26 protein-coding genes are annotated in these 24,977 nt (G+C 43.1%); 24 read left to right on the plus strand and 2 right to left on the minus strand.

All coding sequences use genetic code 11. The features are described from left to right. Nucleotides 1–37: 37 nt before the first annotated feature. The 15 genes from FTT74_RS05515 to der all read left to right on the plus strand — a co-directional run bounded on the left by FTT74_RS05515 (nt 38) and on the right by der (nt 15,533). Nucleotides 38–754, plus strand: a complete 717-nt coding sequence (locus tag FTT74_RS05515) for a molecular chaperone (protein ID WP_004975079.1) — start codon at nt 38–40, stop codon at nt 752–754. Between the two features lie 3 nt (nt 755–757). After that, a complete protein-coding gene (locus tag FTT74_RS05520; protein ID WP_179988669.1) occupies nt 758–3,067 on the plus strand; it encodes a fimbria/pilus outer membrane usher protein in 2,310 nt (769 codons plus the stop codon). A gap of 31 nt (nt 3,068–3,098) precedes the next feature. After that, nucleotides 3,099–3,524: a hypothetical protein gene (locus FTT74_RS05525; RefSeq protein WP_004975083.1), complete on the plus strand. Its 426-nt coding sequence runs from the start codon at nt 3,099–3,101 to the stop codon at nt 3,522–3,524. Between the two features lie 266 nt (nt 3,525–3,790). Further along, entirely contained in the window at nt 3,791–5,074 is a 1,284-nt protein-coding gene (locus FTT74_RS05530) for a glycosyltransferase family 1 protein (RefSeq protein ID WP_179988668.1), read from the plus strand. Nucleotides 5,075–5,099: 25 nt separating this feature from the next. Then, nucleotides 5,100–5,651 (plus strand): phosphatase PAP2 family protein, encoded by a 552-nt coding sequence (locus FTT74_RS05535; protein WP_004975087.1) that lies wholly within the window; start codon nt 5,100–5,102, stop codon nt 5,649–5,651. 101 nt (nt 5,652–5,752) lie between these two features. Beyond that, nucleotides 5,753–5,953, plus strand: a complete 201-nt coding sequence (gene iscX, locus FTT74_RS05540) for a Fe-S cluster assembly protein IscX (protein WP_004975089.1) — start codon at nt 5,753–5,755, stop codon at nt 5,951–5,953. Between the two features lie 161 nt (nt 5,954–6,114). Continuing rightward, nucleotides 6,115–6,546, plus strand: a complete 432-nt coding sequence (ndk, locus tag FTT74_RS05545; protein ID WP_004975092.1) for a nucleoside-diphosphate kinase — start codon at nt 6,115–6,117, stop codon at nt 6,544–6,546. Nucleotides 6,547–6,682: 136 nt separating this feature from the next. Further along, complete coding sequence (rlmN, locus tag FTT74_RS05550) at nt 6,683–7,915, plus strand: 23S rRNA (adenine(2503)-C(2))-methyltransferase RlmN (RefSeq protein ID WP_004975094.1); 1,233 nt, start codon at nt 6,683–6,685, stop codon at nt 7,913–7,915. Nucleotides 7,916–7,990: 75 nt separating this feature from the next. After that, entirely contained in the window at nt 7,991–8,779 is a 789-nt protein-coding gene (gene pilW / locus FTT74_RS05555) for a type IV pilus biogenesis/stability protein PilW (RefSeq protein WP_371971077.1), read from the plus strand. Beyond that, complete coding sequence (locus tag FTT74_RS05560; protein WP_004975098.1) at nt 8,770–9,579, plus strand: RodZ domain-containing protein; 810 nt, start codon at nt 8,770–8,772, stop codon at nt 9,577–9,579. The genes pilW and FTT74_RS05560 overlap by 10 nt, the downstream gene beginning before the upstream one ends. Nucleotides 9,580–9,601: 22 nt before the next feature. Continuing rightward, the gene (gene ispG / locus FTT74_RS05565) at nt 9,602–10,723 is read left to right on the plus strand and encodes a flavodoxin-dependent (E)-4-hydroxy-3-methylbut-2-enyl-diphosphate synthase (RefSeq protein ID WP_004975100.1); all 1,122 of its coding nucleotides are present in this window, start codon (nt 9,602–9,604) and stop codon (nt 10,721–10,723) included. A 3-nt stretch (nt 10,724–10,726) separates the two neighbouring features. Next, the gene (hisS, locus tag FTT74_RS05570; protein WP_004975101.1) at nt 10,727–12,022 is read left to right on the plus strand and encodes a histidine--tRNA ligase; all 1,296 of its coding nucleotides are present in this window, start codon (nt 10,727–10,729) and stop codon (nt 12,020–12,022) included. A 30-nt stretch (nt 12,023–12,052) separates the two neighbouring features. After that, complete coding sequence (locus tag FTT74_RS05575) at nt 12,053–12,754, plus strand: tetratricopeptide repeat protein (protein ID WP_096901519.1); 702 nt, start codon at nt 12,053–12,055, stop codon at nt 12,752–12,754. Then, complete coding sequence (gene bamB / locus FTT74_RS05580; protein ID WP_096901518.1) at nt 12,754–13,902, plus strand: outer membrane protein assembly factor BamB; 1,149 nt, start codon at nt 12,754–12,756, stop codon at nt 13,900–13,902. The genes FTT74_RS05575 and bamB overlap by 1 nt, the downstream gene beginning before the upstream one ends. 218 nt (nt 13,903–14,120) lie before the next feature. Continuing rightward, on the plus strand, nt 14,121–15,533 hold the full coding sequence (der, locus tag FTT74_RS05585) for a ribosome biogenesis GTPase Der (protein WP_004975107.1): 1,413 nt from the start codon (nt 14,121–14,123) through the stop codon (nt 15,531–15,533). 91 nt (nt 15,534–15,624) lie between these two features. Here der and FTT74_RS05590 read toward each other — a convergent pair whose 3' ends face one another. Continuing rightward, nucleotides 15,625–16,398: an SDR family oxidoreductase gene (locus FTT74_RS05590; RefSeq protein ID WP_179988667.1), complete on the minus strand. Its 774-nt coding sequence runs from the start codon at nt 16,396–16,398 to the stop codon at nt 15,625–15,627. A 107-nt stretch (nt 16,399–16,505) separates the two neighbouring features. On the opposite strand from FTT74_RS05590, the gene mazG reads away from it, so the two are divergent. From mazG to yjgA, 9 genes are all read left to right on the plus strand, one after another. Then, the gene (gene mazG, locus FTT74_RS05595; RefSeq protein WP_179988666.1) at nt 16,506–17,267 is read left to right on the plus strand and encodes a nucleoside triphosphate pyrophosphohydrolase; all 762 of its coding nucleotides are present in this window, start codon (nt 16,506–16,508) and stop codon (nt 17,265–17,267) included. Between the two features lie 16 nt (nt 17,268–17,283). Next, nucleotides 17,284–17,751, plus strand: a complete 468-nt coding sequence (locus FTT74_RS05600; RefSeq protein WP_096901517.1) for a ComEA family DNA-binding protein — start codon at nt 17,284–17,286, stop codon at nt 17,749–17,751. 129 nt (nt 17,752–17,880) lie between these two features. After that, nucleotides 17,881–19,347 (plus strand): polynucleotide adenylyltransferase PcnB, encoded by a 1,467-nt coding sequence (pcnB, locus tag FTT74_RS05605; protein ID WP_096901516.1) that lies wholly within the window; start codon nt 17,881–17,883, stop codon nt 19,345–19,347. Beyond that, on the plus strand, nt 19,344–19,832 hold the full coding sequence (folK, locus tag FTT74_RS05610) for a 2-amino-4-hydroxy-6-hydroxymethyldihydropteridine diphosphokinase (protein WP_004975118.1): 489 nt from the start codon (nt 19,344–19,346) through the stop codon (nt 19,830–19,832). The genes pcnB and folK overlap by 4 nt, the downstream gene beginning before the upstream one ends. A 49-nt stretch (nt 19,833–19,881) precedes the next feature. Then, complete coding sequence (gene panB / locus FTT74_RS05615; RefSeq protein WP_004975120.1) at nt 19,882–20,691, plus strand: 3-methyl-2-oxobutanoate hydroxymethyltransferase; 810 nt, start codon at nt 19,882–19,884, stop codon at nt 20,689–20,691. Between the two features lies 1 nt (nt 20,692). Then, nucleotides 20,693–21,538, plus strand: coding sequence for a pantoate--beta-alanine ligase (panC, locus tag FTT74_RS05620; RefSeq protein ID WP_131260754.1), 846 nt, complete (start codon nt 20,693–20,695; stop codon nt 21,536–21,538). A 24-nt stretch (nt 21,539–21,562) separates the two neighbouring features. Continuing rightward, nucleotides 21,563–22,414, plus strand: coding sequence for an RNase adapter RapZ (gene rapZ / locus FTT74_RS05625; protein WP_179988665.1), 852 nt, complete (start codon nt 21,563–21,565; stop codon nt 22,412–22,414). After that, a complete protein-coding gene (locus FTT74_RS05630; protein WP_026438354.1) occupies nt 22,411–22,680 on the plus strand; it encodes an HPr family phosphocarrier protein in 270 nt (89 codons plus the stop codon). Before rapZ ends, FTT74_RS05630 begins: the two co-directional genes overlap by 4 nt. Before the next feature lie 2 nt (nt 22,681–22,682). Continuing rightward, nucleotides 22,683–23,216: a ribosome biogenesis factor YjgA gene (gene yjgA, locus FTT74_RS05635; protein WP_154320379.1), complete on the plus strand. Its 534-nt coding sequence runs from the start codon at nt 22,683–22,685 to the stop codon at nt 23,214–23,216. Nucleotides 23,217–23,325: 109 nt separating this feature from the next. Here yjgA and FTT74_RS05640 read toward each other — a convergent pair whose 3' ends face one another. Then, nucleotides 23,326–24,972 (minus strand): acyl-CoA synthetase, encoded by a 1,647-nt coding sequence (locus FTT74_RS05640; protein ID WP_179988664.1) that lies wholly within the window; start codon nt 24,970–24,972, stop codon nt 23,326–23,328. Nucleotides 24,973–24,977: the final 5 nt, after the last annotated feature.

Consider the following 24,977-nt stretch of genomic DNA (forward strand, 5'->3'; position numbering starts at 1 on the left):
CTAAAGAAATACAAAATAAGACATTGCTGGGGGAAGTATGAAACGATTATTGAAATATATGCTGGTTGCAGGTTGCTTATGTGTAGAAGCTGTTTATGCAAACTTGGTCATTTCACCTACGCAAATGTATTTGGGCGATAAAGCACGACAACGCAGTGCAACAGTAGTCATGGAAGCCACCGATCTTACTGAACCGAAAAGCTTTGAAATGTCTGCCTATAAATGGTCGCAAAATGCACAGGGTGAAGATGTGCTAGAACCAGAACAAGACATCTTAATTAATCCTAAAAACTTTGTTTTACAACCGAATGCACAACAAGTGATACGCGTAGGTTTTAGCCGACCACTTTCTAAGGAAGAAATGGCGCAAGAAAAAACTTGGCGTATTGTTTTTAAAGAAATTGCCCCTGTGGTGGAAGAAGACGCCTTACAATTTTTATTTACGATTTCTGTACCGTTGTTTGTTGGTAAGCAAGATGCCATTCAGGTGACTGCAACCCCGCGTTACCAGAACGACCACTTATTTTTAGAGATAGAAAATCATGCTGCATCGCATGTGCAAATTTCTTCAATCAGCATTTTAAATCAACAAAAACAACCCATTGCAACCACACGTGAAATGAAATATTTGTTAAATCAACAAAAACACAGCTTTGATATGGGGCAAATCAAACTTAGTGATTTGAAAAATTACATACTCAAACTTGAAACAGATAAAAGTGAGCAAGCCATTGAGTTAAAAATGAAGGGCTAAATCATGCATAGAACTCGACTGTTTTTTGCGCTGCAATGTGTCCTGTGGGGGATACCATTACCCGCCAATGCTGCCAATACTGAAATGGCATTGAATAGTGTCTGGCTAAATGGCGTAGATCGTGTCATTGAAAGTCTAGTGTTGCAGCAGGATGGGCAACGCTATATGGAATGCGAGGTTTTGCAACAACTCGGTTTACAGCAAGACCGTTTACAAAAACACAGCGCACAAACTCAGTTCTGTTCTGTAACCACCAATGAAATTCAGTCTGAGCAAGATTTTGCGCTGCAAGCGATTAAATTAACTGTACCTGCCAGCTATTTTATAGATGCACAATTGAGCCAAACCCATGCGATTCCGTCTAAAGCAGAGTTGGGCGGTTTTTTAAATTATGATGTGCTGTATGCACGTTATGATAATTACAATGAATTAAATGGTTTGGCGGAGCTTGGTATTTTTAAAGATTACTGGATTTTTAAAAATGGCATGATGTATCGCAAAGAGGCAGAACAGGATCAAGATAAGCTACTGCGTTTGAATACCAGTTTTGAAATTGAATTTCCATCACGTTATCAGCGTTTAACTTTGGGTGATAACACCAGCGTTTACAATCCTTTATTAGATACATTCAGATTTGGTGGTGTGTCTTTTGGTTCAAATTTTAGTAGTTATCCAGACTTTATTTATTGGAATGTACCCACCTTAAGAGGCAGTGCTGTACTGCCATCCACCGTCGATTTATACATTAATGGCATCAATCTATATCAGCAACAAGTGACGCCTGGGCACTATACCTTAAATACGGGTGCAAATATTCAGCAGTCGGGCGAGGCGCAAGTGGTGGTGGAAGATGTATTGGGAAATCGTACCGTGCAATCTTTTCCAGTTTATGTCACCACGCAACTACTCAAACCAGGACTGAACGAATACAACTTTTCTGCAGGAAAGCTGCGTTATGACTACGACTACGTGTCGGATGATTATCGGGAGTTTTTTGGCAACCTTTATTTCAGACGTGGAATTACAGACAGCACGACTTTAGGAACCAATTTAAGTTATAGCAAAGATGTGCAGAATGTCGGGTTGCTATGGACGCAATCTCTCAGCAAATATGCCTTGTTAGATACGCATGCTGCGTCTAGCCACAGTGATTGGGGCGATGGTTATACCTTTGGCGCTTCGTTAAGCCGTAATGGAAGTCGGGTTGCACTTGGTGCAAGTCATAAATACTACAGTCCTGAATATCGTGGTTTGGGTTATAGCGATATGACACAAACAGTGGAATACGACAACTTAGCTTATGTCAGTATTTTCAATATTCCTTTCATTAATACCTTAAATGTGAACTATCTAGAGCGCCGTTATCATCCCAATGCAAATAATAGCTTTGCAGATAGCCAAATGCTTACAGTTGGTTTTTCTCGTATGTTTGGGCGTCAAACTTCACTGTCGTTTTCTTATTATAAAGATTTGAAAGTGCAGGATAGTGACGGGGCATATTTAACACTGAATTATCAATTTGACCAACGCCGCAGTGCGCAGCTTTCGCATAATTTTGATGAGCAAACCCAGTTGCGTTATGCACAGAGCAGCCTGACGCAAAATGGTGTGGATTACACTCTTGCTGTGCGTCACCAACAAACAGAAGGGGATATTGGGGTAAATGCCTATACCGCCCTGAAAATGCCGATGGGTAATTTATATTTAAGCCACGATGAAAGTGAACGCTTTAGCTACAGTCAAGCCAATTATCAGGGTGCAGTAGTGTGGTTAGACCGTAAATGGGCCATGACCAAATATGTAGACAATGCTTTTGCTTTGGTGAATGTTGGTGATATTCCAAATGTGGAAGTACAACGTGCCTTAACACCTGTTGGTAAAACCAATCAACACGGTTATGTGTTTGTGCACGACATTGTGCCTTACGTCAATTACGACGTGTCTTTTGATCAAGACCAGTTAGATTTGTATGACAGCTTTGAATATTCAAGCCAAAAAGTGATTGGTATGAATCAACGCGGCTATAAAGTGAATTTCCCTGTTCAGCGTACAGGATTGATCATATTGCGTTTACTCACGCCCGATCAGCAGACCTTTGTGCAGGGCAGTGAAGTGTATTTAAGTGATGATGCAACCGAATTTGTACCTGTGGGCAGCGATGGAAAAGTGCATTTATATGGTGTGAAAGCAGGCAGTTATACGCTGAAGGTTAAAACCAAAGGTGGAAAAGTTTGCCATAGTTCACTTGAAGTCCCTCAAATTAAAGCAGGCACTGTTCCACAAACCAGACAGTTAGATTTGATTTGTCAGTAAGTATATCAGCAGGATGATTGAGGATGAGAACATGAAAAAATTAGGGATGGTAAAAAAATTAAGTCTAGTGCTGTGTGGATGCTGGATTTGTTTTCCTGCACAGGCTTGCACCATTGGTTCGGTCAGTGAATCTTTATTGCAAATGAGCTCACAATACCGTAGCCAGACTGCAACCAGTTTTAATGTGCGCTGTGATCGAGGTTATAGCATTCAGTTCAGTAGTCGTAATTTACGTGACAAACATGGCAGCAGTTTTGTGAATAATGGCACACACCGTTTACGCACCAGTATGAGTATTATGGGAGCAAAAACAAATCTGTGGAACACGCCCATCGCAGGGCATGTTTCTACGACAGGACATAAATACAGTGTCGCGGTACGCTTGGATGAACAACCGAGTTTGACAACGCCAGCAGGTCGTTATACCGATGAGTTGTATATTAATTTACTTTTTTAGAGGGCTTCGATGTGCAGCAGATCAGGTATTCAGCAAACAAGATATTCAGCAGGCAGGTATCCAATATCTGCTTTTTTTATCTATTTAGGGTGAATGACAGCAAACGATTTACATTAAATTTATACATAAAACTATGTGTGCAAAACTAGGTATAGGCGATCATCGAGTTGTTAAAAAAATGACAAATGTGTCACCAAAGCATCATATTACTGCAATGCAGCTGCTCTATGCTAGCAAGCATAAAATAAGAATTGAGCAAAAAGGCGATGAGCAATGTATTGGCAAAGCAGAGCAGTAAATTAGAGCGTTACAGCGATGCATTTAAATTTCATTTCAAACAAGATCAAAAACAAAAAAGCAGCCAGCCTACCTCTGAACTCTCAGACCTTGTCCGCCCACGTTTAAAAATTGCCCTTGTAACAGAAACTTGGCCACCTGAAATTAATGGTGTGGCACGTTCACTGTTGCAGCTTTGCAAAGGATTGCAGGAACTTGGACACAAAATTTTATTGATTCGCCCTGAACAAAAACAAGCCTGCACTCAATTCCAACCGTATCAAGAATGTCTGGTAAAAGCACAAGCCATTCCTAAATATCATAATTTACAATTTGGCTGGCCGCAGTGGTCTAAACTTTCGCAGGCTTTAGATGAGTTTCAACCTGATGTGGTGCATATCGTCACTGAAGGCCCTTTAGGGCTTGCCAGTTTACATATTGCAAAATCAAAAAATATTCCAGTATCAAGTGGTTTTCACTCCGCATTTCAAGATTTTAGCCGTTTTTTCGATTTGGCATTTTTACTCAAGCCAATTCAGCACTATCTAAAATGGTTTCATAACAATACCTCGCTGACGTGTGTGCCAAGTAGCCATACTGAAAAATCATTGCGTCAGTTTGGTGTGCAAGGGCCTTTGGTGGTGGTTGGGCGTGGTGTCGATGTTGAATATTTTTCACCAGATTTTCGTTCTACCCAACTGCGAGCAAGCTGGGGTGCGAGTGAAAATACGCGGGTGATGTTGTATGTAGGGCGTTTATCACCTGAAAAAGAAGTCAATCTTATTATTAATGCCTATCAGCGTATGCCAAAAAATACCGAACAGCCTGTGAAATTGGTGATTGTTGGAGATGGGCCAGACCGTGAACGTTTAGAAGCCATGAACGCTCAGGGAGATATCATTTTTACAGGTAGTTTAAGTGGCACAGCACTTGCACAAGCCTATGCCAGTGCCGATGTGTTTGCTTTTGCCAGTCAGGTCGAAACCTTTGGCAATGTCGTGTTAGAAGCTATGGCCAGTGGCTTGCCTGTCATTGCTTATGACTATGCTTGCGCACGTTTACATCTAAAACCGAATGAAACAGGCTGGTTGAGTCCACTCGGTCAGCCAGAAGATTTGGTCGGTCATATCCACCGACTTCCCGATCTTACAACCCTTAGACAGATGGGCGAACACGCCCGCAAAGCGACTTTAAATATTGGCTGGCAGTATCCAGTCCAACAATTTGAGCAGGCGTTATATCTGGTGGCGAAGGAGCTACACATGCCATCTTAGCTATACGCCAAAGAGGAGAGAACTGATGAAGTTTAAAAATGCAAAAATAAGAATGCTGGATCTCGACTTAAAAGGCTGTTTGTATCTTAACCATTTTTCCCACTCTCAGCGGGTGGCACAATTTTTTAAAGTTATTAGCCGTTTGGGCGATGGTGTGTTCTGGTATGTCATGCTCGCAAGTGCATGGATGATGCAGGGCATTGGTTATAGTTTACAAATTATTTATCTGTTGTTAGGCGGATCTGTCGGCACAGGTATTTATAAATATTTAAAACAAAAAACCGTCCGTCCACGTCCGTATCAGGTACACCAAGTGATCCGTTTGGGTGAACGTCCCTTAGATCATTTTAGCTTCCCATCAGGTCACACTTTGCATGCAGTCATGACCACAACGGTTTTGGGTTATATCCAGCCAGTATTGTTGATGTTGATGTTGCCCTTTACGATTTTGGTGGCCGTTTCCCGTATGATTTTAGGCTTGCACTATCCGAGTGATGTGGCAGTCGGGGCGATGATTGGCGGTTCAGTGGCGAGTGCGATTATTTTGGCTGCACCTTATGTAAATATTGTTTTATAAGTCTGGATAAAACCAAATCGAAAATTCAGTGCAGTAATGGCAGGCAGCCCATGCGAAATTTGTTAAAGTAGTCGCTGTCTTGACTAGAATAGGGAATACACATGGGTTTACGTTGGACGGACAGCATCGACATTGCCATTGAGTTATATGAGGCGCATCCCGATGTCGATCCGCAATGGATTCGTTTTACCGATTTGCACGCTTGGGTCTGTGCTTTGCCAGAGTTTCAAGATGATCCCGAAAAATCGACTGAAGGCATCTTAGAAGCCATTCAAATGGCGTGGATTGACGAAGCACGTTAATCTAGCGGTGTGAAGCAAGATTGATTTGCCGATCAAGGTCCTGCACAATGCGCTTCATATCGAAAAAAGCAATTTTTTTACACATCAAAAGCAGAAAATAGCCCATTATTCGGTATAATGCGGCAAAATTTTCGCGTCAACATTGACTTAAGGAGCCAATCATGGCTATTGAACGTACTTTATCTATCGTAAAACCAGATGCAGTTGCTAAAAACCACATCGGTGACATCTTTGCTCGTTTCGAAAAAGCTGGTCTTAAAATCGTTGCGACTAAAATGAAACACCTTTCTCAAGCTGAAGCTGAAGGCTTCTACGCTGAGCACAAAGAACGTGGTTTCTTTGGTGACCTAGTTGCGTTCATGACTTCTGGTCCAGTCGTTGTTTCAGTTCTTGAAGGTGAAAACGCAGTTCTTGCTCACCGTGAAATTTTAGGTGCAACAAACCCTAAAGAAGCTGCACCTGGTACAATCCGTGCAGATTTCGCTGTAAGCATCGACGAAAACGCTGCTCACGGTTCAGACTCAGTTGCATCTGCAGAGCGTGAAGTAAACTACTTCTTTGCTCAAACTGAAGTTTGCCCACGTACTCGTTAATACGCAGTATTCAAACCAGATAAGTGTTATTATGCTTATCTGGTTTTTTATTCTCCGATTTTTATTTTCTGAATAAACCTTTGCTCACCTCTTGAGCTTCTCCTTTCATCTTTAGACATGGTTTAGGTATACACACATGAGTACAGAAGTCCTCGCTGCATCTGCGACAGATGTTCAGCAAGCATCTGCGTCCGCTCCTGCACAGTCTGCGACTGCAGAGAAAGTGAATCTCCTTGGCATGTCACGTCCACAAATGGAAAAATTCTTTGAAGATTTAGGCGAGAAGAAATTCCGTGCAGGGCAGGTGATGAAATGGATTCACCAGTTTTTTGTCACAGATTTTGCCGAAATGACCAATATTTCAGGCAAGTTACGTGAAAAACTGGAAAAGATTTGTGAAATTAAAGCGCCTGAAGTGGTGCATAAAAATTATTCTAAAGACGGTACTCGTAAGTGGGTATTCCGTGTCGGTGATGGTGAAGGCTCATTGGTCGAAACCGTTCTGATTCCTGCCGAAGACAAAACTGGCTCACGTAAAACCCTGTGTATTTCATCGCAAGTAGGTTGTGCACTGGACTGTTCATTTTGTTCTACGGGTAAACAAGGTTTTCAGCGTGACTTAACCCAAGCCGAAATTATTGGTCAGTTGTGGATGGCAAACTATTCCTATATGGAAGATGTGCCTGTGATTGAACGTGAGCGTTCTGTGACCAACGTGGTGATGATGGGTATGGGCGAACCGTTGTTGAATTACGATGCCGTCTTGAACGCCATGCGCATTATGCTAGATGACTTTGCTTATGGCATGTCTAAGCGTCGTGTGACTTTATCGACTTCGGGTGTTGTACCTAAAATTGACCAATTGGCACAAGATATTGATGTGGCTTTGGCAATTTCTTTGCACGCCACCAATAACGAACTGCGTGATGAACTTGTTCCAATCAATAAAAAATATCCATTGGAACAATTAATCGCAGCTTGTCAGCGTTATATTGGCAAAGATGGCAACGAAAGTGCGCGTAAACACGTGACCATTGAATATGTCATGTTAGATGGTGTAAATGACCATCCTGAACATGCGCAGCAAATGATTAAGCTACTCAAGAACCTGCCAAGCAAGATTAATTTGATTCCATTTAACCCATTTCCGCACGCGCCGTATGGACGTTCAAGCCGAAATCGAATTATTTCTTTCCAAAAAACTTTGTCTGATGCAGGTTTTGTGTGTACGATTCGTCAGACACGTGGTGATGATATTGATGCTGCGTGTGGGCAATTGGTCGGACAAGTGGCAGACCGCACCCGCCGTGCCGAACAGTGGAAAAAGAAAGTTGCAGCGCAAAATGAAATCATACGCTCGCAAGGATAATGACTTGTATAGATAACTAACTTGCATCGAACGAAGACGCAAAGGGGATGTCCATTGAATAAGCCTGTATTTAAAATCGCACAAATTACAACTGTTTGTATTTCGGCAATTTTTGCTGCAGCTTGTCAAACCACAGCTCCAACCTTAGGGCAAAAAGACCCTGAAAAAGCGGTGCAAGTACGTACGCAGTTGGCAGCAGAATACTTAAAAAATGGCGATTTAGACTCAGCCAAACGCGCACTTGATCAAGCTTTGGAAAGCGATTCACGTGATTCCACCGCTAATATGATGATGGGCGTGTTGCTGCAACAAGAAGGCAGCAAGCTGAATTTAGAAAAAGCCGATGCGTATTTTAAGCGTGCCATTGCCGCTGACCCAAAAAATGCACAAGCGCGTAACAACTATGGTACGTATTTATATCAAGTAGAACGCTATAATGATGCGATTGAGCAGCTCAGTATTGCAGGTGCAACACTGGGTTATGATCAACGCTTTAGAGCATTGGAAAATGTAGGTCGTATTTACTTGAAATTAGGCGATATAGAGAATGCCGAAAAGTCATTCAAACAAGCCTTGCAAGCCAATCGCGATTCTTATGTTTCAATGTTAGAGTTGTCGGAAATTTTATATTTAAGACAACAATTTGCACCCGCGCGACAATTGTATGAACAATTTGTACGTGCTGTGGGGCAAAAAAATCAGGGTGCGCGTGCCTTATGGATTGGGATTCGTTTAGCACGTGCCAATGGCGATCAATTGGGAACTCAGGTTTTAGTGAACCAGCTGCGTGCATTATTTCCCAATAGCCAAGAATACCAACGTTATTTGCAATTACAGTACAGTACTGAGGCCGTATGGAAGTAAATCCTAATTCACCGCAACCCACACAGGGGACAACGCCTGTACCCCATGCATTAGGAAATGTTCAACGTCCAGGTGAGTACCTTCGTCAAATTCGCGTCAATCAAAAACGCGAACTGGATGATGTTTCAAAAGATTTGAAAATTCCATTAAAAACGCTGATGGCGCTAGAGCAAGACGAATATACCGCTTTGCCTGAAGCGACCTTTATTAAAGGTTATTATCGTACCTATGCCAAATATTTACAGGTCGATGCTTCAGCCATTATTCAGCGTTTTGATGAAATTTATGCCAACGATACAGGGTTGTTGCCAAATCACGCCTTGAACAATTCACCCATCAAAATTATGGGAAAACTGCCAGGCTCTAACCGCGATCGCAATAAAAAGTGGCTCACACGTATCGCTGTGATTGTGGCGGTATTGCTGTTGTTGTGGGCATTGGTCGCGCTAATTCAAAACTGGATGTCGTCTGGTCAAGAGGGTGCAGAACCTGAAATTGCAGTACTGCAATCCGATGTGCAAATCATTTCTGACAATGCGACAGGCAGCACGCCTGCACTTGCTTCGGGCGATCAGCTGAATTTGCAATTTGCTCGTCCAACTTCAGTGCATATTGTTGACTCTGCTGGCAATGTTTTAGCGACAGGACGTCAAGCCTCTACTTTAAATTTACAAGGCGAAGCCCCATTTCAAATTCGCTTAGATGATGCGACTGCTGTGTCATTAAGTTTGAACAATGAGTCGATTTCATTATCGCCATATACTGTGAACGGAAAAGCAGAATTCCGTTTATCTCGATAATGCAGCAAGGTAGAGCGATATCATGATTGTGAATCCAATTCAACGCCGTCCGACCCGTAAAATTCGTGTGGGTTCTGTCTATGTGGGTGGTGATGCGCCCATCAGCATCCAAAGTATGACCAATACGGAAACCTGTGATGTTGCTGCAACTGTGGCGCAAATTCAGCGTTGTGTAGATGCGGGCGTAGACATCATGCGTGTTTCTGTACCAACCATGGAAGCCGCAGCTGCATTTGGCGAAATTCGTAAGCAAGTATCTGTGCCGTTGGTGGCAGACATTCACTTTGACTATAAAATTGCATTGGCAGTTGCCGATGCGGGTGCAGACTGTTTGCGGATTAACCCGGGTAATATTGGTTCGGAAGCCAAGATTCGTGAAGTGGTGGCTGCTGCCAAACATCATGATATTTCTATGCGAATTGGTGTGAATGCAGGATCGCTGGAAAAAGATATTCAGAAAAAATATGGCGAGCCGACAGGTGCAGCATTGCTGGAATCTGCTATGCGTCATATTGATATTTTAGACCGTTTAGATTTTCAGGAATTTAAAGTTTCAGTCAAAGCATCGAATGTGTTTTTAACCATGGATGCTTATCGTTTGTTATCACAACAAATTGATAATCCATTACATTTAGGCGTAACTGAAGCAGGTATTTACCGTACAGGCACCGTAAAATCTGCAATTGCCTTGGGCGGTCTGCTCATGGAAGGTATTGGCGATACTATGCGTATTTCGCTTGCGGCAGAACCTGAAGATGAAGTCAAAATCGGTTTTGATATTCTAAAATCTTTAGGTTTACGCTCTAACGGGATTAACTTTATTGCCTGCCCAAGCTGTTCACGTCAGGAATTTAACGTCATTTCTGTAATGCAGGCATTGGAGGAGCGTTTAGAAGATATTCGTACTCCAATGGATGTATCGGTCATTGGTTGTAAAGTGAATGGCCCGGGCGAAGCTAAAGAAGCTGATATTGGTGTGGTGGGCGCAAGTCCGCGTTCATTGGTTTATCGTAATGGTGAAAAGAGCCATTTAATTGATACCAATCAACTCGTTGATGAAATCGAAAGCATGGTTCGTCAGCGTGTTACAGAGCTTGAACAAGCTAAATCTAAAGAGATTATTCGTACAAATTTTTCTGAGTAAGTCATGAGTTCAATTGTTGCAATTAAAGGTTTTAATGACATTCTTCCAACGCAAACACCTGCGTGGAGACGTCTAGAGCAACATTTAGCATCTTTAATGGATGCTTATGGTTATCAACAAATTCGTTTGCCAATGGTTGAGCAAACCAATTTGTTTAAGCGTTCAATTGGTGATGCGACCGATATTGTTGAAAAAGAAATGTACACATTCTTAGACAAGGGTAATCCGCCTGAGTCTTTGACTTTGCGTCCTGAAGGAACTGCGGGTTGTGTACGTGCCATGTTAGAGCACAATTTGCTACGTGGTGCGACACCGCGCGTGTGGTATATCGGCCCAATGTTTCGTTATGAAAAACCGCAAAAAGGTCGTTATCGTCAATTCCACCAATTTGGTGTAGAAACTTTTGGCGTTGCAACACCAGATATGGATGCCGAACTTATTTTAATGACTGCGCGTTTATGGAAACGTATGGGCGTTGCCGATAAAGTTCGCTTAGAGTTGAATACGCTGGGTGAGTCGGATGAGCGCGCAGCGTATCGTGCCGCTTTGGTTGAGTTTTTGGAAGCGCACAAAGCCGATTTAGATGAAGATTCACAGCGTCGTTTAAGTACTAACCCACTGCGTATTTTGGACTCGAAAGATGCTAAAACGCAAAGCATCCTAGAAAATGCTCCAAAATTGCATGATTTTATGGGTGAAGATACGCTGAATCACTTTGCTCAATTACAGCAGTATTTAACCGATGCAGGCATTGAGTTTGTGATTAATCAAAAACTGGTACGCGGTTTAGATTATTACAATAAAACCGTTTTTGAATGGACAACCACGCATTTAGGTTCGCAAGGCACAGTTTGTGCAGGCGGGCGCTATGATGGTTTGGTTGGGCAGTTGAAGGGTAAGGCAGATCAGTCCGTACCTGCTGTGGGCTTCGCCATGGGCATTGAGCGTTTATTGTTGTTGCTTGAGCAAGTCGAAGACAATACGCCTGTACGTGATTGTGAAGTATTCTTGTTGGCAGATCCAACAACTCAAGGCAAGGCGTTGGTTTTAGCTGAGCAAATTCGTGACCAATTCGAACAAGCGGGCAGCCAGATTCGCTTAAAAGTTGGTTCACAAGGCTCAATGAAAAGCCAAATGAAAAAAGCCGATCAATCAGGTGCAATCTATGCCTTGATTTTTGGTGAGCGCGAAGCGGAAGCACAGCAATTGGCAGTGAAAACCTTGGCAACTGCTGAGCAAACGACTGTTGCAGTGACCAAAATTGTGCCTTTCATCATTGAAAAATTTTCTTCACAATAAGCCAAATAACATAAGGAAAAGGGTAATCCAATGAGCGCATTGAGTGATGACGAACAACTTGATAGTTTAAAATCGTTTGCGAAAAAATATGGTTCAGCCATGATTAGCGGGATTTTAATTGCGTTGATTGCCTTTTTCGGATGGCAATATTGGCAGAAAAAAACCTTGGCAGAGCAGCAAATGAATACTGCTAAAGTGCAACAACTGATGGATGATGCACGTACAGCAGAAGGCAATCCAGATGCCTTCAGTCAATTGTCTGCAACTGCCGATAAAATTGTGAAAGAAGCCCCTGATTCTGCGCAAGCTATTCAAACTCAATTCTTAATGGCTAAACTCGCTTACGATCAGCAAGATTTTGCTGCCGCAGAAAAAGCCTTAAAGAAAGTTGAAAACTCTAAAGTAAAAGACCAAGGCTTAGTGCAATTGGTTAAGTTGCGTTTGGCTTATGCACAGTTGGCGCAAAAGAAATACGATGAAGCTATTCAAAGTTTGGCCGCGGTGACTGATCCTGCATTTAAAGCGACTGCAGATGAAGCGCGTGGCGATGTTTATGTCGCGAAAAATGACCGTGAAAATGCCCAAAAAGCGTATCAAAGTGCATGGGATACTTTGGTGGAACGTAAACAAGAACGTCAAATTTTACAAATAAAACTCGAAAGTGTTGGTGTTTTGGTGGATGATCCTGAAATTGAACGCCCAGTATTAGAAACACAAGTGGATGAGAGCTAATGAATAGAAAGTATAAAATACCGTTTGCACTGACCGTTTTAACCCTCGCTTTAGTGGGGTGTTCTACCAATAAAATTAAAGTTGCAGAAGTTAAGCCAAATCCACTGCCAAAACTTGAGCAAGCACAAAGTCTAGTTCCTGTATTTTCACAAAGCGTTGCATCGACTACATCAGCCGATCCACTACGCCTGCAATTAGATGCCGAAAACGGGGTAATTTATACTGTTGATCCTAAAGGTGAGATGGCAGCCTATCAAGGCAAGCAACGTCTTTGGCAAAAACAAGTGTCTAAGCAAGGCTTAACTGCAGGTGTCAATGCTGCTGATGGCATTGTGGTTGCAGGAAACAGTAAAGGACAATTGTTTGCTTTAGATCAGCAAACAGGTGAGCAAAAGTGGGTTGCACAGTTAACAGGTGCAATTCTTGCGCCATCGTTAATTCAGGCGGGTCGTGTGGTGACTGTAAGTAATGACGGCACGGTATATGCACACAATGCCGAAACAGGTCAGTTGGTGTGGACTTACAACTTGCCAAACGTGCAATTTAGTTTGCGTGGTATGGCTGCACCTGTGGCGCTCGATTCACGTACTGTACTGATTGCTTCTGCAAATGCCTATGTCTATGCACTGGATATTGTTACAGGCGTACCACGTATGCAGCGCCGCGTTGCCATTAGTGAAGGCCGTTCAGACATTCAACGCTTAAATGACATTGATGGCGACCCAGTGGTTGCTGGTCAATTCTTGGTGACCACAAGCTACCAAGGTCAGGTCACCGTATTGGACTTGGCTTCACAACAAGTGATTTGGAGTGAAGATGCAAGCAGTACCAAACGTCCAGAAGTTGCGGGGAATGGTGTATTTGTCAGCACTGCAGATGGTAAAATTGCAGCTTACGAAATCACATCAGGACAAGCACTTTGGGAAAATGACAGTTTGCTCAACCGTCGTTTATCTAATCCTGTGTTGTTTGGACAATATTTAGTGGTCGGTGATTTAGATGGTGTTTTACACCTCATTGATCCAAGCTCAGGGCAACTGGTTGGACGTTCAAAAACCAATGGCGAAGTCCGTTCATTGCGTGTAATTGACAATCAACTCTATGTCGCAACGCAAAAGGGCGCATTAAGCGTTTGGCAGAACCGCTAATTTTGTTCTGACTTTTATGCTAAAATAGTTGTCCGTATTTTTACGCGGGGTAATTGAATCATCAATGCCCCGTGTTTTTATTTAATAGAGTGGTCGATGTTCTCTCTGTCGTTTGCGTGGTCGCAACGCTGAACCCAACATCCATACTCTGTTCTTTCTTCCACAGTTTCGGATGTACAGACCATTGAAACTGACTGATCTTGAATAAAGGTTAATCTATGAAACCCGTAATTGCGCTCATTGGTCGTCCGAACGTCGGAAAATCAACGCTGTTTAACCAGATTACCAAGAGCCGTGATGCACTTGTTGCTGACTTTGCAGGTCTGACACGTGACCGCAAATATGGTGATGCAACCTATCAAAATAAATCTTTCATTGTGGTCGATACTGGCGGTATTGGCGAAAGTGAAGGTGGCATCGACTCTTACATGGCTGAACAATCTAAAACAGCCATCCATGAAGCCGATATGATCATTTTTGTGGTCGATGCACGTGCAGGCTTGTTGGCATCGGATGAGCAAATTGCGCGTGAATTGCGTACTTTGGGCAAAAAAGTATTCTTGGTGGCGAACAAAGTAGATGGCGTACATGCCGAAGCCGCTTTGGTTGAGTTCTTTAAACTGGGTATGGGCGAGCCATTGCAAGTGGCTGCCAGCCATGGTCGAGGCGTTCAGCAAATGCTGGAAGACGTTTTGGCAGATGTTCCTGAAGATGAAAACCCAGATGCACATGATCAAGACACAGGTTTGCGTTTAGCCATTATTGGACGTCCAAACGTGGGTAAATCGACACTGGTTAACCGTTTATTGGGTGAAGAACGTGTAGTGGCATACGATCAGCCAGGTACGACACGTGACTCAGTCTATATTCCGTTTGAGCGCAACGAACGTAAATACACCTTGATTGATACTGCAGGTGTGCGTCGTAAAGGTAAGGTCGATGAAATGATCGAGAAATTCTCGATTGTGAAAACCTTGCAAGCCATGAAAGATGCACACGTGGTGGTGATTGTGGTCGATGCACGTGATGGTATTGTCGAGCAAGATTTGCACTTAATTGGTTACGCACTTGAAGCAGGGCGTGCCATGGTGATTGCGATTAACAAATGGGACAATATGTCCGAATATGATCGCAAACAATGTAAGTTAGATGTTGAGCGTCGTTTTGACTTTATTCCATGGGCAAAAATCCACCTGATTTCTGCCTTGCATGGTACAGGCGTGGGCGATTTATATCCTTCTATTCATCGTGCTTATGAATCATCACACTTAAAAGTGTCACCTGCGAAACTGACTCAAATCTTGAATGATGCAACAGATGCACACCATCCACCTAAAGTGCAAGGTCGTGCTATTAAAATGCGTTATGCACACATGGGTGGACAGAACCCGCCAACCATCGTGATTCATGGTAATAAGGTCGATAAAACTCCTGCAGATTACCGTCGCTATTTAGAAAACGTGTTCCGTAAAGTGTATAAGCTAGAAGGCACACCTGTAAAAATTGAATTTAAAACTTCTGAAAACCCATTTGAAGGGCGTAAGTCACAAGTGGATGAACGCACAGCGGCACGTCGTCGTCGTTATGTGCAGAAGTTTAAGAAAGCTGAGAAGAAGTTTAAACGAGGTTAAGGCTTAAACTTTGATGAGTTTGATAAAAAATCCCGAATGTGAATTCGGGATTTTTTTTGAGCGACTTAATTTAAATATGATAGATGTAGAATTAATGACGCTTCGCCAACAAGCTATTTGACAGACGATTTAACCATTGTGGGCTAATACTCGAAAGCTGCATTAGGGTTTTGGCTTTTAAACCGACCGCACGATGCGTATTGGTCAGGATCGAATCTTTAACCGTCGCTTGTTGATACACCACCTGGGCGACATCTTCTGTCGATAAATGCACGCCCATGTTTTGAATGGTGGCTGCATCCATATCTTTCACCATTGCAGTTTGTACAAATAGCGGCATGACATCTAAGACCCGAATGCCGTATTTTTGCCACTCTATATCTAAACCTTCCGTAATGCCACGTACTGCAAATTTGGAAGCAGAATAAGAAATTAAATCGGCTTGTCCATAAATCGCAGATGCCGAAGACAGGTTAATCACCCGTGCAAAACTTGCTTGTTTTAAATAAGGCAAAGCCGCATGACAACCGTTTAATACACCATTCACATTCACTGCCATAGTCCGATGATGCGCTTCTATGGGTGTGTCTTCAAATGCGCCTGAGTAGAGAATTCCTGCATTATTCACCAAAATATTAAATTCACCTGCCCATTGGCAAAAATCGGATAACGCAGCTTGCCAACTGGCATAGTCTGCTACATCAAGCAAACCTGCATGTGCACGCTCACCCAATTGTTCTGCTAATTGCTGTGCTTGTGCGAGATGAATATCATAAATACCGACACGGTAACCTTGTTGATAAAACAATTGTGCGATTGCGGCACCAATGCCTTGTGCAGCGCCACTAATCAAGATACTGTGCATTTGAACTTGCTCCCTGATGTTATTTTTGTTGTGCATATCGTCCTTGCCATCTGAGCATAACAAAAAAATGGTGCATTCGTGCAATAAATTGAAATAAGGAACAACCCATGCAGCAATTGCTTTCAATCATGCAACAGTTACGTCAACAATGCCCGTGGGATCAAAAACAAACCCCAGAAAGTTTGACTAAATACGCGATTGAAGAAGCTTATGAAGTTGAAGCGGCAGTGCGTTCAGGCAAGGTAGATGATGTACGTGATGAGCTGGGTGATTTGTTGTTGCAAGTGGTGTTTCAGGCACAAATGTATAGCGAGCAAGGTGCATTTGATTTTCAAGATGTGGTACAAGCCATTTGCGATAAATTAATTCGTCGGCATCCACATGTGTTTCAGGCAGAACAGTTTGCGCAGCTTAGCGCAGAAGATGTCGCTGCCTTATGGAAAACCATCAAACAACAAGAAAAACAGGGTAAAGCAAAGTCACGTTTAGATGAGGTGAAACATGCACCCGCTTTGGTGCAGGCACAGCAAATTCAGCAGCATGCGGCACAATTGGGCTTTGACTTTCATACCGTGCAAGATGCGTATGGCAAGTTAGAAGAAGAATTGCAAGAATTACAACAGGCGATTCAACAGCAACAATCCGATGAAATACAGGATGAGTTAGGGGATTGTTTGTTTTCTTTAATCAATGTTGGGCGTAAACTTGGCGTGTCCAGTGAGTTGGCATTATTGGGCACAATTCATAAATTTAGAACACGCTTTGCTTACATTGAAGATCAGGCCGAATTACAACAAAAAACAATAGAAGATATGACTTTAGAAGAAATGGATCAACTTTGGGAGCAGGCAAAACAACAATTAAAATGACAGGTTTTGCGGCAACATGAATATATCGCAGCAATTAAAAGTTTCTTTTCGCTTTTTTTCTTTCGGATGGCAGTACTGGCTTGCATTGCTGTTATGCAGTATCAGTGTATGGACTACAGCACAAAATGTGCAATCTAAGCCTGCGCAGGTGGGTGGGCACAGCTATGATCAAAACTATTTAAAATGGAAAGCGCAGCAAGCCGCGCAAGATCAGCGTTTAAGTGCGGCTCAAACCACATCATCAAGCGCAGAACATTATTTAGCACGTCCTACTCAGCAAAGTGCGCATACAAATCAAGTGCGTTTAAATAGCGCTTCACTAGAACAATTGCAGCAATTGTCTGGGGTGGGCATGAAAAAAGCACAAGCGATTGTGGAATACCGAAAACAAAATGGAAAATTCCAAAGTATTGAAGAACTTCAGCAAGTCAAAGGGATTGGGTCTGCCTTATTTGCCAAGAATAAACACAAGTTGGCATTGTAGCTGCAAGCAGAATTTTAGCACTGCACATTGCAAAATTAGCATGTGAATCAAATTGCCCTTTGATTGTGTTAGAGATATGATTAGCGACATCTTATCTGTTTTACGTTCAGACGTAGGAGACAGCGTCTTTTGCAAACTTTGCGCGCGTCAAAATGTGGTTTATCTACCGCTCAATTACCTTCTTCCATTTTAGATGTTCTAGATGCTTTAACCAAAGCAGGCTATGAAGCTTATATCGTCGGTGGTGGAGTTCGTGACTTAATGTTAGGGCTAAATCCGAAGGATTTTGATGCCGTAACCAATGCCACACCCTCACAAGTGAAAGAAGTTTTCGGACGACGTTGCCGAATTATTGGACGACGTTTTGAGCTGGCGCATGTCTATGCAGGGCGTGAACTAATTGAAGTGGCCACTTTCCGTGCGCCACCGAAAAAAGCTGTGACTTCTGCGGCGGGGATGATTCTGCGCGATAATAACTGGGGCACAATCGAGCAAGATTTTGCCCGTCGTGACTTTTCAATCAATGCGTTGTATTACCAGCCACGCAAAGGCATCGTGTTAGATTTTTGCAATGCCGTAGATGATATAAAGCACAGAAACTTGCGTTTATTGGGCGATCCAACTTTACGTTTTGAAGAAGACCCAGTGCGTATGCTGCGTACTTTGCGTTTTGCTGCCAAATTAAATTTCAATATTGATCCAAAAATTCTTAAAATTTTTACGCCTGAAATGACGCAGTTATTGCGTGATGTATCGCCACACCGTTTATATGATGAGTCGCAAAAACTCTTTACGATGGGACATTTAAATAAAGTCCTGCCGATGTTGATTGAGTTTGGTATTTGGCGTCAGTTATTTGCCGACATCAAGCCAGACATCAACTCATTTATTGAACGTGCAGCAAAAAATACCGATCAACGGATTGCGATTGGTAAAACCATCAACCCTGCATTTTTCTATGCGGTGCTGTTGTGGCAACCGTTTTTAGAGCGTTGTGACTTTTATCTTTCTAAAGGTGTGGTGGCAGCCGAAGCGCGAGCCCAAGCAGGTTTAGATGTACTGAAACGTCAGGCGACACGTACCATTATTCCTCGTTTTGCTGAAACTTTTATTCGTGAAGTTTGGGAAATGCAAACCCGTTTATTGCAACCGAAACCACAGCAAATTGAAGCATTGTCTGGGCATGCGCGTTTCCGTGCAGGTTTTGACTTTTTATTACTGCGTGAAAAAGCAGGCGATAGCTCGACTTTAGGAATGGGTCAGTGGTGGGATGCCTACCAGCTTATGAGCACCGATGAAAAAGAACGTGCGATTGCCCAATATAACCGATTACGTGCCAAGAGCCGCCGTAAAACAGCGCAAGAACCTGTTGATGTGGCACCAGCAACACATGCTGCCGATATGCAGATTGAACCCTTGGTGAATGAGCCTGAGCCTCGTAGTCGACGTGCGCGTAAAGCCAAACAGTATGAAGAAAATCGGGCGCAATTGACTGCTACAGCAAACGGTTCAGGTATTGGTGCAGATCATCCGATTTTAAAACGTAAACGTGTGCAACGTGATTTAAGCCAAGTGATTTTTGGGCCAACACAATGAGCAACATCACCTATATTGGTTTAGGCAGTAATTTGGGCGATTCGCGTCAAATTTTGACTGAAGCGGTGCAAAAACTGGCAACTTTGGGGCAAGTGCAGACTTCTAAACTGTATCAAAGCCCACCAATGGGGCCACAAGATCAGCCTAATTATTTGAATGCTGTGGTACGTTTAGATACCGAACTTGAAGCCTTGGCATTGTTAGATGAATTACAGCGTTTTGAACAAGAGTCGGGTCGGGTGCGTTTACGTCATTGGGGTGAGCGTACGCTAGATTTAGACTTGTTGATTTATGCTGATGCCAACATTCAAAATGAACGTCTGACTGTACCGCATGTGGGGGTGTTAGAACGTGATTTTGTCGTCATCCCGTTGTTAGATTTGGATGCTAACTTAAGCGTTAAGGGACAATTATTAAAACACTCGCCATTGCTTGAACATCCGAGCTTAACTGTTGTAGATGCCAGCAATTGGGCAGGGCTATAAAGTTTTAAATTAAGCATGCGTGATGCTTTTTCCATAGAGGAATATTTTCATGATTAGTTTAAGTGACCTAAGAAAATTTAAAGCGGAAGGTCGAAAATTCTCCTGCCTGACTTGCTATGATGCAAGCATGGCGAAAGCAATGGAAATTGCTGAAATTGATACGATTTTAATTGGCGATTCTTTGGGGATGTCCATTCAGGGGCGTGACTCAACCTTGCCTGTCAGCGTGGCGGATATGGCTTATCATACTGCGGCGGTGCGTCGTGGTAATCAACATGCTTTTATTTTGACTGACTTGCCATTTATGAGTTATGCCACCTTAAATGATGCATTGCAAAGCTCGAAAGAGGTGATGCAAGCGGGTGCACAAATGGTCAAAATGGAAGGTGGTGCATGGCTCAGCGAAACCGTTGCAACACTGACCCGTAATGGTATTCCTGTCTGTGTACATTTAGGTTTAACGCCACAATCGGTGCATGTATTTGGCGGTTATAAATTACAGGCACGTACCCGCGAAGCTGCAGATAAACTGATTGCTGACTGTAAAGCTGTGGTAGAAGCAGGCGCGGCGATTCTGTTACTAGAATGTGTGCCAGCACAGCTAGGTCAAGAAATTTCTGCCTTGTTCCCTGAAATTCCAGTGATTGGGATTGGTGCAGGTGCAGACACTGACGGTCAGGTACTAGTGGTACAAGACATGCTGGGGCTGACTTTTGGTCGTGTCGCAAAATTCGTGCGTAATTTCATGAAAGAACAAGCGGGTGAAACTGCCATTTTGGATGCGTTTAAAGCCTATCATGCTGCAGTTCAAGATGGTTCTTTCCCAGCACGTGAACAAACTTTCCAAGTCGAGTTGTAATATGAAAACTGAAACCACAATTCAAGGCTTAGCGGCTTCATTACAGCCTGCACGCGCTGCGCGTAAAACCATTGGTTTTGTTCCGACCATGGGCAATTTGCACGAAGGGCATTTGACCTTGGTGCGCGAAGCGAAAAAAATATGTGATGTGGTGGTGGTCAGTATTTTTGTCAATCCAATTCAATTTGGCCCTAATGAAGACTTTGACAGTTATCCGCGAACTTTAGACCAAGACAGCCAATTGTTGGCAGAGGTCGGTTGCGACATTATTTTTGCGCCTTCAGTTGAGCAAATGTATGGTAACAAACCACGTTTGACCAATATTTCAGTGAGTGAGATTACGGCAGACTTGTGTGGCTTGCAGCGTCTTGGACACTTTGATGGTGTTGCGGTGGTCGTGACCAAGTTATTCAATATGGTACAGCCAAACTATGCTTTCTTTGGTGAAAAAGACTATCAACAACTGGCAGTCATTCGTCAGTTTGTACGTGACTTGAATATTCCGCTAGAAGTGATTGGTGTGCCAATTGTACGTGCAGCAGATGGTTTGGCACTTAGTTCACGCAATGGGTATTTGAGCGCTGAACAGCGTCAAATTGCACCGACAATCTATCAAAGTTTAAAGGCTGCTGCACAAGCATTACAGCAAGGTGAAACTTTGTCACAAGTGTTAGCGAATATTAAAGCAACATTGACAGCAGCAGGCTTTGTTGTGGACTATGTAGAGGCGCGTACAACAGAATTGCAGAAAATTGAAGCATTTAGTGAAGATCTGGTGTTGTTCGTTGCAGCAAAATTGGGCAATACACGTTTAATTGATAATTTGCAGGTCAAACATTCTGCATAGCTGGCAATAGAAGGGTTGCATGCCATGAAACGTATTTTGATCGTGACAGGTCAATCGGGTTCAGGAAAATCTTCGGCATTACAAGTGTTGGAAGATTTGGGTTATTACTGTATTGATAATTTACCTTTGGCATTGCTCCCCGAAATTGTGGATAAACTGGATCAGGAAAATAACTTGGAGCAGTTGGCATTGGGGGTAGATGTACGCAGCACCCGTGCCGACTTGCAAGAGTTTGATTTGGTATTTGAGCAACTGCAAAAGCATGGTTCAGTCGATATTATTTATCTGACCACGCAAGATCAGGAATTGATTGCCCGTTTTAGCGCATCACGCCGTCCGCATCCACTCTCTAGTCGTTTTAAAAGCTTGAATGAATGTATTCAAGAAGAAAAAAACTTGTTGATGCCGATTCAGTTCCGCTCTACGGTTCATATTGATACCACTGACAAAAGTGTGCATGATCTAAAACACGTATTGTTGTCTAAGCTTGGACAAACTGACAAATTGATTGTAATTTTACAATCCTTTGGCTATAAGCACGGAATTCCTTTAGATGCCGATTATGTGTTTGATGTGCGCCATTTGCCTAATCCACATTGGGATTTGGAGCTCAGGAAATATTCAGGCTTAGATGCCCCTGTGCAGGAATTTTTGCAACAAAGTTCACAAACCCATGAAATGTTTCACGACATTCAGCAGTTTTTAGAAAAATGGTTGCCAGCCTTTGCCGAAGGGCATCGACACTACATTACCATTTCAATTGGCTGTACGGGTGGGCAACACCGTTCTGTCTATATCGTTGATAGACTAAAAAAAGCACTTGAGGCAAAATGGTCTATTCAAGTCTTACACCGAGAAATGAAGCACTGGTCATGATTGACACAACTGTTGACGTAATTAATAAACTAGGTTTACATGCACGGGCATCTGGGAAACTGATTGAAGTGACCACCAAATTCCGTTCGTCAATCCAAATTGGTAAAGGCGACAAATTGGTTGATGCCAAAAATATTATGTCCTTGCTCATGTTAGGTGCAGGCAAGGGAACTACTTTACGCTTGGTGATTGATGGTGCAGATGAAGAAAAAGCTTTATCTGATATTCAAGCACTGTTTGCAGCAAAATTTTACGAGGCAGATTAATCGTGGCACGTCGACCGCAACGTTTTACCGAAGATGACTTTGAATCTTTAGAAGGGCGTGCAAGTAAAACCGAACAGAAAAAAGCCGTACAACGTATGGCCGCGCTTGGCGAACAATTGGCGCAGTTAAGTACTAAACAAATTCAAAAACTTCCAGTAGAAGAGCGTTTAATTGATGCTTTACTGGAATTGCAAAGTATTACTTCACATGAAGCACGTCGTCGTCAGTGTCAGCGTATTGGTAAATTGTTGCGTAATGAAGATGAAAGCGTAATTTTGTCTTATTTGACGCCGCAGCAAGGTGCGAAAAAAACCGCACAGTTACAGCGTTGGGTAGAGCGAATTATTAAAGACGGCGACCCTGTGATTAATGATTTTAGTAAAACCTATAAAGCAGCTGAGCGTCATACGCTGCGTCAGCATGTGTTGCGTATCCACCGTGATATGAAACAGGAAGTGTCTGCGGAAGAACTTGAAGCATCTAAGCTCAAGTTGTTTAACTATGTGCAGCAAGTGGCTTTATTGTCAGAAAGCTAGATTAGCGTACCTTATCTAAGAAGATAGATAGCGTGAGCTGATGATTGCACAAAAAAACGACTCATGACGAGTCGTTTTTATTTGGTCTTAATATAGAGATTTTCAAATTTTAGCCGAACTCACCGACTGAACGCTCTTTGGCCCATTCACGCAGTACAAATTTTTGTAATTTACCTGTCGACGTTTTGGGAATTTCAGTAATCACCACCTCCTTTGGCACTTTAAAACGCGCCAAATGTTGACTGCAATAGGCAATGATTTCTTCAGGGCTGACCTGTTTACCTTCTTTTAGTTCAATAAAGGCACACGGGACTTCTTGCCAACGTGGATCTGGTTTTGCCACCACTGCGGCGGTCAAAACTGCAGGATGCTGATACAACACTTCTTCCACCTCGAGTGAAGAAATATTTTCACCACCTGAAATAATCACATCTTTAGAACGGTCAGTAATTTTGGCGTAGCCATCAGGTTGGCAGACAGCTAAATCGCCCGTATGGAACCAGCCGCCTGCAAATGCTTCTGCGGTAGCTTCTGGGTTTTTCAAATAGCCTTTCATCACGATATTGCCACGGAACATAATTTCGCCCATGGTTTTGCCGTCTTTTGGTACGGGTTGCATGGTTTCAGGGTCTAAAACCTTCATGCCATCTTGCAACGGATAAGGCACGCCTTGGCGCGAATGTAACTGTGCCTGTTCCTGAATGGATAGGTCGCTCCATCCTGCTTGAGAAGCACACAACGCAGATGGGCCATAGGTTTCAGTTAAGCCATAAACGTGAGTCACATTAATGCCAATATTGCGCATGCCCTCAATAATTGCTGCTGGCGGCGCAGCACCCGCAACCATCACTTCGACACGGTGATTAAACTGTGTCTTTTTCTGTTCTGGGGTGTTGATGAGCATTGACAAGACAATTGGCGCACCGCAGAAATAATCGACTTTGTGCTCTGCGATTAATTTAAAAATCAGTTCAGGGTCGACTTTACGTAAGCAGATATTGGTGCCACCGTTGGCTGCCATCGTCCATGCAAAGCACCAGCCATTACAGTGGAATAGGGGCAGTGTCCATAGGTAGGTTGCACGTGGGGTCATCCCGCAGGCAATAATATTACTGGCTGCATTAATGTAGGCACCGCGATGATGATAGACCACGCCTTTCGGGTTGCCTGTCGTGCCAGACGTATAGTTCAGGCTAATTGCATCCCATTCATCTTGTGGCAAATGCCATTCAAAATTTGGGTCACCTGCAGCCAGCCAAGTTTCGTATTCAATCTGTCCGATGCTAAGGGCATTGGCAGCATGCTCATATTCTGCATCGTTGACATCAATCACGTAAATTTCATGATTGACCATCGCTAAGGCTTCTTGTGCCAAAGCCGCAAATTCTGGGTCAACCAAAAGCACTTTGGATTCTGCATGATCGAGCATAAACGCCAGTGTTTTGGCATCTAAACGAGTGTTTAGTGTGTTCAGCACTGCACCCGCCATTGGCACAGCAAAGTGTGCTTCTAGCATGGCAGGAACATTCGGAAGCAGCACCGAAACAGTGTCATTTTTGCTGATGCCTAAATTTTGAAGTTGATGTGCAAATTGGCAGCAGCGCAAATAAGTTTCGCGCCAGGTAATTTGACGTGAACCGTGAATAATCGCGTTTTGGTGCGGGTAAATATAAGCTGCCCGTTCTAAGTAACGTAACGGGGACAAGGCGACAAAGTTCGCAGGGGTACGCGGTAATTCATCGTATGCGCTGACCATTGTTA

Source organism: Acinetobacter sp. YH01007 (genome assembly GCF_013420425.1).
Taxonomy (GTDB): Bacteria; Pseudomonadota; Gammaproteobacteria; order Pseudomonadales; family Moraxellaceae; genus Acinetobacter; species Acinetobacter towneri.

Coding starts and splice junctions, on each gene's coding strand:
- panB (WP_004975120.1), top strand. CDS start 19,882: ATGATTAGTTTAAGTGACCTAAGAAAATTTAAAGCGGAAGGTCGAAAA.
- mazG (WP_179988666.1), top strand. CDS start 16,506: ATGCAGCAATTGCTTTCAATCATGCAACAGTTACGTCAACAATGCCCG.
- FTT74_RS05630 (WP_026438354.1), top strand. CDS start 22,411: ATGATTGACACAACTGTTGACGTAATTAATAAACTAGGTTTACATGCA.
- FTT74_RS05575 (WP_096901519.1), top strand. CDS start 12,053: ATGAGCGCATTGAGTGATGACGAACAACTTGATAGTTTAAAATCGTTT.
- ispG (WP_004975100.1), top strand. CDS start 9,602: ATGATTGTGAATCCAATTCAACGCCGTCCGACCCGTAAAATTCGTGTG.
- ndk (WP_004975092.1), top strand. CDS start 6,115: ATGGCTATTGAACGTACTTTATCTATCGTAAAACCAGATGCAGTTGCT.
- panC (WP_131260754.1), top strand. CDS start 20,693: ATGAAAACTGAAACCACAATTCAAGGCTTAGCGGCTTCATTACAGCCT.
- FTT74_RS05640 (WP_179988664.1), bottom strand. CDS start 24,972: ATGGTCAGCGCATACGATGAATTACCGCGTACCCCTGCGAACTTTGTC.
- iscX (WP_004975089.1), top strand. CDS start 5,753: ATGGGTTTACGTTGGACGGACAGCATCGACATTGCCATTGAGTTATAT.
- folK (WP_004975118.1), top strand. CDS start 19,344: ATGAGCAACATCACCTATATTGGTTTAGGCAGTAATTTGGGCGATTCG.
- rlmN (WP_004975094.1), top strand. CDS start 6,683: ATGAGTACAGAAGTCCTCGCTGCATCTGCGACAGATGTTCAGCAAGCA.
- hisS (WP_004975101.1), top strand. CDS start 10,727: ATGAGTTCAATTGTTGCAATTAAAGGTTTTAATGACATTCTTCCAACG.
- FTT74_RS05590 (WP_179988667.1), bottom strand. CDS start 16,398: ATGCACAGTATCTTGATTAGTGGCGCTGCACAAGGCATTGGTGCCGCA.
- FTT74_RS05560 (WP_004975098.1), top strand. CDS start 8,770: ATGGAAGTAAATCCTAATTCACCGCAACCCACACAGGGGACAACGCCT.
- rapZ (WP_179988665.1), top strand. CDS start 21,563: ATGAAACGTATTTTGATCGTGACAGGTCAATCGGGTTCAGGAAAATCT.
- bamB (WP_096901518.1), top strand. CDS start 12,754: ATGAATAGAAAGTATAAAATACCGTTTGCACTGACCGTTTTAACCCTC.
- FTT74_RS05600 (WP_096901517.1), top strand. CDS start 17,284: ATGAATATATCGCAGCAATTAAAAGTTTCTTTTCGCTTTTTTTCTTTC.
- FTT74_RS05520 (WP_179988669.1), top strand. CDS start 758: ATGCATAGAACTCGACTGTTTTTTGCGCTGCAATGTGTCCTGTGGGGG.
- FTT74_RS05530 (WP_179988668.1), top strand. CDS start 3,791: ATGAGCAATGTATTGGCAAAGCAGAGCAGTAAATTAGAGCGTTACAGC.
- FTT74_RS05515 (WP_004975079.1), top strand. CDS start 38: ATGAAACGATTATTGAAATATATGCTGGTTGCAGGTTGCTTATGTGTA.
- FTT74_RS05525 (WP_004975083.1), top strand. CDS start 3,099: ATGAAAAAATTAGGGATGGTAAAAAAATTAAGTCTAGTGCTGTGTGGA.
- der (WP_004975107.1), top strand. CDS start 14,121: ATGAAACCCGTAATTGCGCTCATTGGTCGTCCGAACGTCGGAAAATCA.
- FTT74_RS05535 (WP_004975087.1), top strand. CDS start 5,100: ATGAAGTTTAAAAATGCAAAAATAAGAATGCTGGATCTCGACTTAAAA.